Source organism: Bifidobacterium sp. LH_512, assembly GCF_056356435.1.
Genome location: NZ_JBKEUE010000003.1, coordinates 57,020 through 69,273, shown reverse-complemented (window position 1 = coordinate 69,273; position 12,254 = coordinate 57,020). Strand labels below are relative to the sequence as shown.

9 protein-coding genes are annotated in these 12,254 nt (G+C 57.1%); all 9 read left to right on the top strand.

Annotation, left to right across the window (positions count from 1 at the left end):
• Positions 1–141 precede the first annotated feature (141 nt).
• The 9 genes from nudC (at position 142) to AC1AWD_RS07045 (ending at position 12,192) form a co-directional block, all read left to right on the top strand.
• A complete protein-coding gene (gene nudC, locus AC1AWD_RS07085) occupies positions 142–1,245 on the top strand; it encodes an NAD(+) diphosphatase (protein WP_476565077.1) in 1,104 nt (367 codons plus the stop codon).
• 187 nt (positions 1,246–1,432) lie between these two features.
• Positions 1,433–1,831 carry a glycine cleavage system protein GcvH gene (gene gcvH, locus AC1AWD_RS07080; protein ID WP_476565075.1) on the top strand — a complete coding sequence of 133 codons (399 nt, stop codon included), beginning with the start codon at positions 1,433–1,435 and terminating at the stop codon, positions 1,829–1,831.
• Between the two features lie 172 nt (positions 1,832–2,003).
• Positions 2,004–3,236: an App1 family protein gene (locus tag AC1AWD_RS07075; RefSeq protein WP_476565073.1), complete on the top strand. Its 1,233-nt coding sequence runs from the start codon at positions 2,004–2,006 to the stop codon at positions 3,234–3,236.
• A gap of 221 nt (positions 3,237–3,457) precedes the next feature.
• On the top strand, positions 3,458–5,953 hold the full coding sequence (locus AC1AWD_RS07070) for a S9 family peptidase (RefSeq protein ID WP_476565261.1): 2,496 nt from the start codon (positions 3,458–3,460) through the stop codon (positions 5,951–5,953).
• A 98-nt stretch (positions 5,954–6,051) separates the two neighbouring features.
• Entirely contained in the window at positions 6,052–7,092 is a 1,041-nt protein-coding gene (locus AC1AWD_RS07065; protein WP_476565071.1) for a 3-isopropylmalate dehydrogenase, read from the top strand.
• 113 nt (positions 7,093–7,205) lie between these two features.
• Positions 7,206–7,787 (top strand): TM2 domain-containing protein, encoded by a 582-nt coding sequence (locus AC1AWD_RS07060; RefSeq protein WP_476565069.1) that lies wholly within the window; start codon positions 7,206–7,208, stop codon positions 7,785–7,787.
• On the top strand, positions 7,787–8,869 hold the full coding sequence (locus tag AC1AWD_RS07055; protein ID WP_476565067.1) for a lipoate--protein ligase family protein: 1,083 nt from the start codon (positions 7,787–7,789) through the stop codon (positions 8,867–8,869). The genes AC1AWD_RS07060 and AC1AWD_RS07055 overlap by 1 nt, the downstream gene beginning before the upstream one ends.
• 49 nt (positions 8,870–8,918) lie before the next feature.
• Positions 8,919–9,638 (top strand): Crp/Fnr family transcriptional regulator, encoded by a 720-nt coding sequence (locus AC1AWD_RS07050; RefSeq protein ID WP_476565065.1) that lies wholly within the window; start codon positions 8,919–8,921, stop codon positions 9,636–9,638.
• A gap of 121 nt (positions 9,639–9,759) precedes the next feature.
• The gene (locus AC1AWD_RS07045; RefSeq protein WP_476565063.1) at positions 9,760–12,192 is read left to right on the top strand and encodes a transglycosylase domain-containing protein; all 2,433 of its coding nucleotides are present in this window, start codon (positions 9,760–9,762) and stop codon (positions 12,190–12,192) included.
• Positions 12,193–12,254 lie beyond the last annotated feature (62 nt).

The window sequence follows — 12,254 nt, the reverse complement described above, 5'->3', positions numbered from 1 at the left end:
GCCTTCCCGAATCGTCATATCGGTACTGTTGTGACGGTTTGGGGGTTTGCGGAGGTTCAAAACCGTCACAACAGTACCGATATGACGAAAAGTTGGTAAATGGGCGGCCGAAGATGGCCGCTGCATAGGAGGCATAAGCACATGGGATTCTTTTCACCGTTGTCATTGACGCAGGCACTGCCGTTCCTGCCATTGGCACAAGGCGACATTGACTACGAGTCTGAGCGTCGCGCGGATCCGGCGCTTATCTCGTCGCTGCTGCAGAAGCCGCAAACCAAAGTGATCCTCACCCGCGGCGGCAAAGTCGCCGTGCCACACGGTCAAAGCAACATCGGATTCACCAATGTGAACATGCGCTTGGCCACCCTGCCGGGCGAATATGTGCTCGAATCGCTGCGGGTCAATTCTGAAGCGGTGGCCATGTTCCTTGGATCCTATGGTGGTGGGCGCGATGAGCACGTGATCGCCGTGGATATCACGCGCGTTGAAGACGCGAACATCGCAACATGCATGGTGTCGGATTCCGCCGATGAAGGCGCGGACGACGCTTTCGACGACAGCATGGGATTGACGATGCGTCCACGCCGTTCGAAGCTGTCGCTGCTGCAATCCGCCATCCAACGATTCGATTGGGCGGATTTACGTGTATTTGCACCGCACGCGTCCTCGCGTGAAACCGGCCAGGCCACGACGGCGGTGTGTTTGAGCATCTGGCATACGCGCCAACGTTGCTGTCCGACATGCGGTGCTCCGGTGGAAACGTCGATGAGCGGATGGGCGCAGCGCTGCACATCCACTGCGGACGGCAATCGTCTGCTGTTCCCGCGTATCGAGCCGGCTGTCATCACCGTGATCGTAGATTCCGAAGATCGTATTCTTCTGCAACACAACAGCGCGTGGAATGATTCCAACCTGTACTCGGTATCCGCGGGATTTGTGGAGGCCGGCGAAAATCTGGAGCATGCGGCCCGCAGAGAAGCCAAGGAAGAAGTCGGCATCACGCTGGGGGAGATGAAATATCTCGGCTCGCAGCCATGGCCGTTCCCCGCGTCTCTGATGGTCGCTTTCAAGGCCCGCGCATTGGACACCGATATTCGCGTCGACGGCTCGGAAACGTTAAACGCTCGCTGGGCCACGCGCGACGAATACATGGCTGAGCTGACGTCCGGTCGTATGCAGGCGCCTGGCAAGGCCACGATCGCGCGCTACATGATTGAGGAGTGGGTCGGCCACGAGTTGCCGTAAGGGCTGCCGCGATGCCGATGCCTCGTCATGAGTCTGTCGCGTGCCGCTGTCGCAGTATGGCGTCGTTGTCGTGCATCGTCGCTGCAATGTGACGTCATTGTCGTGCTCATCGCCACACGTGCCGGCCTCACGTTCCGTGAACTTTATTGTGCTCGGAAACCGCTGTGTTATGTCGTACACTGGTTTCATGAGCGAAGCAAATGAAACCGTGAACCTGTCCGTCCCCGAACATCTGGAATATTCCGACGAGCATGTGTGGGTGGACGCCTCTTCCTCTCCGGCCGTGATCGGCATCACTGAATACGCCGCCGGTCAGCTCGGCGACCTCGTCTACTTGGACATGCCTGAAGCCGATTCGCATGTGCAGGCTGGCGACGAAATCATGGAATTGGAGTCTTCCAAGGCTGTTTCTCCGTTGGTCAGCCCGGTTTCCGGCACGATTCGTTATGTGAATCGTGAGGCCGCCGACGATCCGAGCATCATCAACGGCGATCCGTATGGCGAAGGCTGGCTGCTGAAAATCGAGCTGGATGACGACGAGCCGGAGCTGCTGAGCGCCGAAGAATACGCGAAGATCGCACAGTAGCGTCGCCTTTCGGCAGCGTAGCCGTTGCGGTTTTGTCGACTGTGATTCGCTGATTTTCCGCTTGATATATACCCTTTTCATTTGGCTGATACCACATATGTTGGTCGGATGAAGAGGGTCTTGTTATATTCATGTTCGCTTTTGGGTAATGCGTACCTTCTATAGTTGAGGTATGAGCAACCCAATTGAGCGGATGAACGAAGCGGTGGCGCCTGCGGCGGCGGACGATACTCCGACCGTGCCGATTCCTGCGCATCCGGACGTTACGACCTTCGATTCCGCGTCGCGTCATGAACGCATTGAACGCAAACCTTTGCTGGTGCGTCTGATGCGTCGCACCATCACGCATGCGTTCGGTCTATGGGTGCATTTTTCCACGAATATGGCGCATCGTTTGGGCTGGTTCTCCCAAGTTGAACCGTATGTCGGCTATGGTACGGAGGATTTCTCCCGATTGATCTGCCGCACGGTGTATGGCCCGGCAAAACAGATTCCCGCGCAGTGGCGTCGCGGCATCTACGGCATGTTCGCAGTTCCCTCGCCTCGCGTGCGCGTGCGCATCGCCATTGATGGTACGCCGTTGCAGACCGTGCAAGTGGGCGAATCGGAATCGTACGACAAAGTCGATCATTCCCGTGAGCGTAACAGCCGTTATGCGGTGTCGGATTCCGCAGGCTACCTTGATCTTGTGGCCGAGCACACGTTGGAGCCTGGAATACATCGTGTCGGCTATTATGTTCGCCACCGCAAGCCGGTTACGGCGAACCTGTTCACCATTCCGACGGGCAGCCGTGTCGGCATTATTTCCGACGTCGACGACACGATTATGGTTACACAAGCGCCTACGTTTTGGAAGGCCGCCTACAATCTGCTGCTGCTCGATCCGAAGAAACGCGCTCCGGTGCCCGGTATGAGCGTGCTGTTTTCCAAGTTACAGGACATGTTCCCGGACGCCCCGTTCTTCTACCTGTCGACATCGCCATGGAATGTGGAAAGTTCGATTCGTCATTTCATCACGTATCACGGCTATCCGGAAGGCCCGTTGCTGCTGCGCGATCTTGACCCGCGCCCGAAGACTTTCGTGCCTTCCGGCGTGCAGCACAAGCTGGAATACACCGAACAGTTGATGGCCGATTTTCCTGATATGAAATTCATTCTGATCGGTGACGACGGTCAGAAGGATCCGACCACCTATGCGACGATCGCCCGTCGGTATCCGGGGCGTGTGCTGGCCATTGGCATTCGTCAGCTGTCGCCGCGTGAAGCGTCCGGTGGTCTCGGCACGATAGGCGGCCGCGCCGTCACCCAGCCGATCCCCGTCACGGATGTTCCCGTGTTCACCGGCACCACAGGCTCCAATCTCATGAAAACCATGCTCCCTTATCTGGAGCACGTCACGCACTAGCTGAATGCTTGCGGCAGTGGCATTTCGCAGTAAGCAAGAAATCCAATTATGCGCTTTGGCCGGATGTGTCCCAGGTGGTGTAGACGCTTGTGGACGAATGCACTCGCGTTTTGGGATGCGACATTGCTGCGGAATTGTGGTTTTTGGCTGGCAATATAATCGCGTGCATGAGTGTGAGTGAGAGGGTACCGGTGTCCGAGCCGAACGCAATGCAAGTCGCAATGTCCGTCGCGGATTCCGCCGTATCTCCAGTGGGAGCGCCTGTTGCCAAGCGCGTCCCGCAGGAGCGGTGTTTCCACGGCGATGTGTTCGTGGACCAGTATGAGTGGCTGCGAGACAAGGATTCCGCGGATGTGCGCGACTATGTGACCGCGCAGAATGCGTATTGCGAGTCTCGTATGGAGCCTTTGGCGGGGCTTCGTCAAACCTTGTTCGATGAGTTGAAGTCGCATGTGCAGGAGACCGACATGTCGGTGCCGACGCGCATGGATGGTTTCTGGTATTTCACTCGCACGCAGCAGGGTCGCCAGTATGCGGTGCAATGCCGTCTGCCGATTCGCGATGAGAACGATTGGGATCCGCCGGCGGTCGATGCCATGGATGAACCTGGCGCAATGGCCGGCGAGCAGATTGTGTTCGATGCGAACCGTGAGGCCGAAGGCCATGAGTTTTTCCGCATCGGCGGCATGGATATCAGCAAGGATGGCCGTTGGCTGCTGTATGGCGTGGACTACAGCGGTGACGAACGCTACGATTTCCGCATCCGCGACCTTGAAACCGGCCAAGAGCTGCCGGAAGTGTTTGAAGGCATCGCTGGAGCCTGTTTTACGCCGGATGCCCGGTGGGTGTTCTATTCGGTGTTGGATGATGCGTGGCGTCCGTGCGCGGTGCGTCGTCATAAGGTCGGCACGCCGGTTGAATCCGACGTCGAGGTGTTCTGCGAGCAGGATGAACGTTTCTGGACCGGTGTGGGACTGTCGTTTGATGAACGCAATATCGTGATCGGCACAGGCTCGAAGACGACGACGGAAGTGTTGATGCTGCCGGTGGCGACGCCGGAGGGTGATTTCAAGCCTTTTATTACGCGTGAGGTGGGCGTTGAATATGATGTGAGCTTCGCTTGTTTTGAGGGCGCTGGTGAAAACGGTGAGGATATTCCGCTGGCTGTGGTGTACCACAACGCATACAATCCGAATTTTGAGATTGACGTGATTGACATGCGGTCCCATGAGCCGCCGTACCGCCTGGGGGAGGGCGTGTGTGTCGCGTCAGGCTCGCCGTACGGCTGTGAAGAAGGCGACCGTGTTGAGATTGGCGCTTCCCGCCAGCCTGTCGGCAAGGCGTATTGCAATACGCATAATCCCGCTATTTTGCAGGGGACGCACGGGCTCGGCATTGAAGGCATCGCAATGCATCGGCATTACGTGTCCTTGTCGTACCGCGCCGACGGCATGAGCCGCCTTGCGGTGATGACGAAGCAGGATGCTGCTGAGGATTTTCTTGCAGGCCGACCATGGCGTTTTATTGAACTGACGCCTCCTGTGCTGCAGGACGACTGGGACGCGCCGGAATTCATGGACGATGACGATGTCGCCGCAGACGTTGCCGGCAATGCGACGCTGTGGATGACGGACGATGACACCGCCGGACCGCATGCCGCCGCCCATTCATCGTCGATCGATATGTCGGACGGTGCCACGGCCGATGCGCTGCCAGGAGAGACCCGACGCCTGTACACGATCGGTACAGGCGGCAATCCTTCATATGATGCGCCGCGCATGCGCTATTCATTTTCCAGCTACACGCGTCCGGGCGAATTGCACGAATACGATCCGGCCACGGGCGAGGATTGCTTGCTGAAGCGCGCGAAAGTATTGGGCGGGTTCGATCCTCGCGATTATATGGAACGCCGCGTGTGGATTACCGCGCGTGACGGCGAGCATATTCCGGTATCACTGGTGTGGCGTCGTGATGTGCCCACTTGCGCATGCCCCATGTTCATTACCGGATATGGCGCGTACGAAATCAGCTCCGATCCGGGCTTTTCCGTGGCACGCCTGAGTCTGCTCGATCGTGGCGTACTGTATGCGGTTCCGCATATTCGCGGCGGCGGCGAAATGGGACGTGCCTGGTATGAGCAGGGCAGGCGTCTGAATAAAAAGCATTCTTTTGAGGATTTCATCGATGCGACGAAGGTCTTGCAACATGCAGGATTGGCCGATCCTGCGCGCACGGTCGCCGATGGCGGCTCCGCAGGCGGCCTGTTAATGGGCGTCATCGCTAATATGGCGCCGGAATGCTATGCGGGCGTTGAAGCGGATGTGCCGTTCGTTGACGCATTGACTTCGATTCTCGACCCGTCATTGCCACTGACAGTCACCGAATGGGACGAATGGGGAGACCCGTTGCATGACGCCGACGTATACGCGTATATGAAATCGTATACGCCGTATGAGAACGCGCCGGAAAACTCAAACGATAGTCGTGTCGCCGATTTTCCGAAGATTTTCATCACCACATCGATGAACGACACTCGCGTGCTGTACGTCGAACCGATGAAATGGCTGGCCCGATTGCAGTCGGCCGGTGTGGACGCCATGGCGAAAATCGAAGTTGAAGCCGGCCATGGTGGCACCTCCGGTCGATACAAGCAATGGGAGGAGATCTCCTACGAGAATGCGTGGTGCCTATATATCATGGGCGTAGTCGGAGCCTGAAACCATCGAATATTCGCGGTGTCCACATATATGACGCCCATGTCCACCTGGTGAAAGCCTCGCGCTCGCTCCATGCGGGCGCGAGTAGTGTCGCCGCTATGAGCGAAACAACGAAGAAGTACACCATCGCCGTCATCCCGGGTGATGGTATTGGCAAGGAAGTCACCCCGTGGGCCCAGAAGGCTTTGGAAAAGGCTGCCGAGGGCGTGGCTGAATTCGAATATGAACCGTTCGATTTGGGCGCGGAGCGCTATCTGCGCGATGGCGCGATCCTTCCCGAAGATGAAGAGGAACGTATCAAGAAAACCGATGCGATTCTGCTGGGCGCAGTCGGTGACCCGCGTATCAAGGCCGGCATTCTGGAACGCGGTCTGCTGCTGAAACTTCGTTTCGATTTGGATCAGTATGTGAATCTTCGCCCGTCCAAGCTGTACAAGGGCGTGGAGTCCCCGCTTGCCGATCCGGGCGATATTGATTTCGTCGTCGTTCGTGAAGGTACCGAAGGCCTGTACTGCGGTGCCGGTGGGGCTGTCCGTCGCGACACCCCGGCCGAAGTCGCCACCGAAGTGTCCATCAACACCGCATACGGCGTCGAGCGTGTTGTCCGCTACGCTTTCGAACTGGCTATGAAACGCCGCAAGCATATCACGCTTGTTCATAAGAAGAATGTGCTCGTCAACGCCGGCGACATGTGGCAGCGTCTTGTCGACAAGGTCGGCAAGGAATATCCGGAAGTCTCCCACGACTACTGCCATATCGACGCGGCCACTATTTATATGGTTTCCAACCCCTCCCGCTTCGACGTCATCCTGACCGACAATCTGTTCGGCGACATCCTTACCGATGAAGCGGGCGCCGTCGTCGGCGGCGTCGGATATTCCGCATCCGGCTGCATCAACGCATCCAACGAATACCCGTCCATGTTCGAACCCATCCACGGCTCCGCTCCCGACATCGCCGGCCAGGGCGTCGCCAATCCGACTGCTGCGATTCTGTCGGCCGCCATGCTGCTGCGCCATCTTGGTTTTGACGACGCCGCTGCACGCGTCGACGCCGCAGTGGAAGCCGACATCGAAGAGCTGGGTGCAACCAAGCGCAGCACCGACGAAGTCGGCCGCGACATTCTCGCACGCATGTAACACAGCGCATCACATAATGCAGGGTCTCGCAATTGCGAGACCCTGATTGTTTTCAGGGAGAAATCGGGGAAAGGAATCTGTACCTGCCGAATGTCATACGTTATCGTTGATGTATGGAAGAAAATAATGTGAACAATCAGCTCAATGACGGCCGGCAGCCCTACGGCCAGCCGCAGTCGAGCCAGCCGGGACAGTCTGACTACGGTCAGTTTGCTTATGGGCAGTCCCAGCTGGGCCAGCAGGGCTATGATCAGACCCAGTATGGCCAGCAAGGGCATGGCCAATCCCAATATGGTCAACCCCAGTACGGTCAGCAATCTTACGGTCAGGCTCCGTATAGCCAGCCAGGATACGGCCAGCAGTCGAACGCCGGCCAGTTTTACGTCCAACAGCCCTACATGCAACCGCAGTATGGCCAACCGACGAACATCCCATACGGTTACGTGCCGCGCAAAAAACTTGTGGCAGGCCTGCTTGGCATTTTCCTCGGCGGATTCGGCGTACACAATTTCTACCTCGGATACAACGGCAAAGCCGTCGCACAGCTGCTGCTGACCCTGCTTGGCTGGATCCTGTTCGGTTTGGGCCCCATCATCGCCTGCGCATGGGGCTTCATCGAAGGCATTCTGATCCTGTGTTCCAATATCGGCGACACATGGCATCGTGATGCGCGCAACGTGGAACTGATCGACTGATGAACCAGGCAAGAGGCGAATACAAAACCCCCGGCGGCAAACTCGTCGGGGTCTCGCTGTTTATCGACGATGACGGGCAGGTCGTGCGCGGGCAGCTTGATGGCGACTTTTTCGTCGAAGGCAATGACATTGAATGCAAAGCGTTGATTCGGCAAATCGAACAATTGCTTGCGCAACGCATTCGCAGCGAAAAGTATGAATACACCATCGCCATGGCGATGAACGGCCACCCGGACGTGCACCTTATCGGCACGGACGCCGCCGCAATCGCGTGCGCATGGAACCGTGCATGGCGCTCATACAGCGGCAGCGGCAGCGACGACACGGTTCCCGTAGTGCACAAGCCATCGCACGGGCGCAGCGTATCCGACGCGGAACGCGAGGAATACATAAAACGTTGGCGTGCGCAGGATTGGCTGATCGTGCACGACCATCCGCGCTCGCCGCAAGACCAGATGGACACCGATGTGCAGTGGGCACAGGAGGTCGCCGCCGGCAGACGTCCCGCAACGTTGCGCATGTGGGAATGGTCCGGCGAAGCGGTGGCCATCGGACGGTTCCAATCCGTGGATAATGAAGTGGATACGGATGCGGTGCGTCGGTATGGCTTCGAAGTGGTGCGCCGCTGCACGGGCGGCGGGGCCATCTTCGTACGCCCCGGCAGTGTCATCACCTATTCTCTTACCGTGCCGCATTCTTTCGTGGACGGCATCAGCACGGAAGCGTCATACAGGCTATGTGATTTCTGGGCCGTCGACGCGCTGCGTGATTTGGGCGTCGATGTGGGCTTCAGCGGATTGAACGACATTGCAACGTGTCAAGGCAAAGTCGGTGGCGCTGCGCAGCGTCGATTCCCTGCAATCGGCAACGGCCCGGGGGCGGTATTGCATCACACGTCGCTCGCATATGACATCGACACGGAAACCATGTCGAAAATATTGCGTACGTCATCGGAAAAAGTGTCCGACAAGGCGGTGAAATCAGCGCAAAAACGCGTCGATCCGCTGAATCGTCATCTTGAGACGAGTCGTGAGGATGTTATCAATCACATGCTGGACGTTGCGAGGCGCGTTACAATGTGACGGTGATCGACGATGATGCGAATCAGTCCGTGAGCTTCAGGGAGGTGTGATGGCCGCGAGTACGCCGAATGCGTTCCGGGAAGATGACAACATGTTGCTGCAGACCGCACTGTTCAAACAAGTCTCGCCGCAGCAGGCGAAAGAGTTGCTTCCGTTCCTCCAGCAGGCTGTATATGAGAAAGGCGAAGCCATCTTTCGGGAGGGCGATACCGACCATCGCATGTATGTACTGGAGGAAGGCAGGGTCAAGCTGATTCGCGAATCCCGGGATAAGCGTGTACAGCTGCTCAGCATTCATGCACATGGTGAGCTGCTTGGCGAAATCCCCGTATTCGACCCACACGGTGGCCCTCGAACTGCATCGGCAGTCGCCATGTCCAACGGCACGCGCGTAGTGTGGCTGGAACATGACGCCCTGTTCGCATGGCTCGATAAGTATCCGCGCGTGGCTGTGGACATGCTTCAGGTGTTGGCGCATCGTATGCGCGACAATAACGAGCGCATTTCTGACATGGTGTTCATGGATGTTCCGGCACGCTTGGCCAAAACGTTGCTCAGCCTTGCCGCACGATTCGGCGAACCTGTGGAAGAGGGCCTGAAAGTGCCTCACGATCTGACCCAAGAGGAAATGGCACAGCTGGTCGGCTCTTCACGTGAAACCGTGAATAAGGCGCTGATGGATTTCGCCAATCGCGGGTGGATCGCTCGAGAGGGACGTTCCATCATCATCTATCAGCCCGGCATGCTGATTCGACGTTCTCGTCGTTGACATGCTGATTCTTTTCGGCGGTTTTCCAGCGTTTTTCAAGATATTCAATACGTATGCGATGAAATCGTGAGGGTGGCTTGCGAATCATGGCGAAGTAGACCCGCCACCATAGAATGACAACATGCCCAACAACACCATGCCTAACAGTTCTTTGCCCGGTGACCCGGCAAGGCAGAAGAAGAAACTGACTATTCAGCGCGTGCTTGCACTGGTGCTCGCCTATCTGACACTGTGCATCGGCGGCGGCGCAGTGACCAGTTTCTTCCTGCTGCCGGCCGTGGTCGGCATGAATAATGTCGCCCAGGCGGTATTGCCGTCGCTGCAGGTCGAAGGCATCGACTTCGATGTCACCAGTCTGCCGCAGAAATCGACGATGTATGCGAATGACGGCACTACCGTCATTGCGGAGTTCTATGAGCAGAACCGAGTCGTGGTGCCGCTGAAGGAGATCTCCAAGCCGATGCAGCAGGCCGTCGTCGCCCGCGAGGACAAGCGCTTCTGGCAGCATTCCGGTGTGGACGTTCAAGGCGTGATGCGTGCATTCGTGCAGACATACATGATGAAGGGCGACCAGCAGGGCGGATCTTCCCTGACCCAGCAGTATGTGAAGAACGTGCTGATCATGCAGGCGGAGGAGAGTAACGATCCGATCGCCCAATACCACGCTTCCGAAGACACCATCGCCCGCAAGATCCGTGAGATGCTGATTGCCGTGCAGATGGAGAAGGTGTATTCAAAGCCGGAAATCCTGCAGGGCTATCTGAACATCGCTCAGTTCGGTCGCAACAATCTGTATGGCGTGGAAGCTGCTGCGGAGCGATACTTCAATGTTTCCGCATCCGAACTGAATATAGTGCAGGCCGCCACCATCGCCGCCATCACGAAGAATCCTGAGAACTACGACCCCTCGGTGGAAGAGAATCAGGAAGAAGCCGAAAAGCAGCGCAACGTCGTACTGCAGCTGATGTATGAACAGGGCTTCATCGAAACCGAAAAAGAATATCAGGACGCGGTCAACACTCCGCTGAAGGATACGTTGGACATCCAATCGGTGGCCAGAGGCTGCATGGCCGCGCAGTATGACGCGGGCTTTTTCTGTGATTACGTCGTGCATAAGATCCAGAATTCCGAGGAATTCGGCAAGACTGCAGCTGATCGTAACGCTTTGCTGAAGGAAGGCGGTCTGAAGATCGTCACGACTTTGGACATCGACGCCAATACGCTGATGAACGAGACCGCACGCAACACCATCCCTCCGGACGATTCCAGCGGCATGGAGATCGTCATGGCCTCCGTCGAACCAGGTACCGGCAAAGTGCTGGGCTTCGGCCTCAACCGAACCTATGACGCCACGGACGCGGCGCAGACCGATCAGACGCTTGACTCGATGAACTATGCCGTGGACTATGTTGACGGCGGCGGCCAAGGCTTCTCCATCGGCTCCTCATGGAAACCGATCAATTTGGTTGCGTGGATGGAAGCGGGGCATTCCATCAATGAGAATCTGCAGACCACCACGCGTTATCCAACAAGTGAATTCGCCTGCGACGACTACACCGGCGGCAGCGAAGTGTGGAACGTCACCAACGCATTGACCAATAGCACGGTTAATCCGGAAAGCCCCTTCCTGGGTCTTGTTCGCTCCCATAACACCACGCAGGCTTCAATGGGTGCCATCATCGGCTTGTGCGCGGTGGCCGACACCGCTACGGAAGTCGGCTATCATGATGCCTACACGGGCGCGGAACTGAAGGATTCCCCGTCCTCCTTCGTGCCCGCCATGCTCGTGGGCAATGTCAACGTTTCTCCATTGACCATGGCCAGCATTTTCGCCGTGTATGCCTCCAACGGCGTGCAGTGTGATCCGATTGCCATGACCGAAGTCACCGATAAGAGCGGCAAGAGCCTGGACGTTCCGTCGGCCAACTGTCATCAGGCCGTTGATCCGGAAATCATCCAAACGCTTGCATACACCCTGAATCAGGGCGTTGTACGTTCCGACGGCGCAGGCAGCGTAGCCCAGTTGGCGAATGGTCGTAAAACCTTCGCCAAAACCGGTACGCATGAAGACCAGTTGGTGACCACGGGCGGCTTCATTCCGAACGAAATCGCCACTTTCGTGCTGGTCGGTGATGTACAGAACCCGGTCGGCAATCCGATCGCCAATATCTCCATCAACGGCGAATATCACTCCTATTGGGACGGCAGTACCATCGCAGCCCCGGCATGGCGTGATTTCATGAACGCTTATGCGGAGCGCAAGCAGCTGCCAATCGATAACAAGTATGGTCAGCCTTCCAGCAAGTACACGGCGACTAGCAGTACCGTTACGCGAATCAATGGCGCGACTGTCGATTCGGGTAATTCGTACAGAAATTCCACTAATTCGAATTCCACTAATTCGATGAATACGAATGGCAATACGAATTCAAATACCACGAATAATTCGACGAATACCGGAGGCACAACCGATTCGAATAACGCCAACACTTCAAATGAGGCGAACGGTACAGCCGACGGCGGCAACACTGCTGGCGGCGACACCGGTCAGTAGTCGGCATCGCTCACAGGTTTTCCGGACAGGTGATTCGCATGTAATCGGAACCGGTGAGTAAC

Excerpts from the sequence above, each read along its gene's own strand:
- AC1AWD_RS07075 (WP_476565073.1), top strand. The coding sequence starts at position 2,004 with ATGAGCAACCCAATTGAGCGGATGAACGAAGCGGTGGCGCCTGCGGCG.
- AC1AWD_RS07065 (WP_476565071.1), top strand. The coding sequence starts at position 6,052 with ATGAGCGAAACAACGAAGAAGTACACCATCGCCGTCATCCCGGGTGAT.
- nudC (WP_476565077.1), top strand. The coding sequence starts at position 142 with ATGGGATTCTTTTCACCGTTGTCATTGACGCAGGCACTGCCGTTCCTG.
- AC1AWD_RS07055 (WP_476565067.1), top strand. The coding sequence starts at position 7,787 with ATGAACCAGGCAAGAGGCGAATACAAAACCCCCGGCGGCAAACTCGTC.
- AC1AWD_RS07060 (WP_476565069.1), top strand. The coding sequence starts at position 7,206 with ATGGAAGAAAATAATGTGAACAATCAGCTCAATGACGGCCGGCAGCCC.
- AC1AWD_RS07045 (WP_476565063.1), top strand. The coding sequence starts at position 9,760 with ATGCCCAACAACACCATGCCTAACAGTTCTTTGCCCGGTGACCCGGCA.
- AC1AWD_RS07050 (WP_476565065.1), top strand. The coding sequence starts at position 8,919 with ATGGCCGCGAGTACGCCGAATGCGTTCCGGGAAGATGACAACATGTTG.
- gcvH (WP_476565075.1), top strand. The coding sequence starts at position 1,433 with ATGAGCGAAGCAAATGAAACCGTGAACCTGTCCGTCCCCGAACATCTG.
- AC1AWD_RS07070 (WP_476565261.1), top strand. The coding sequence starts at position 3,458 with ATGTCCGTCGCGGATTCCGCCGTATCTCCAGTGGGAGCGCCTGTTGCC.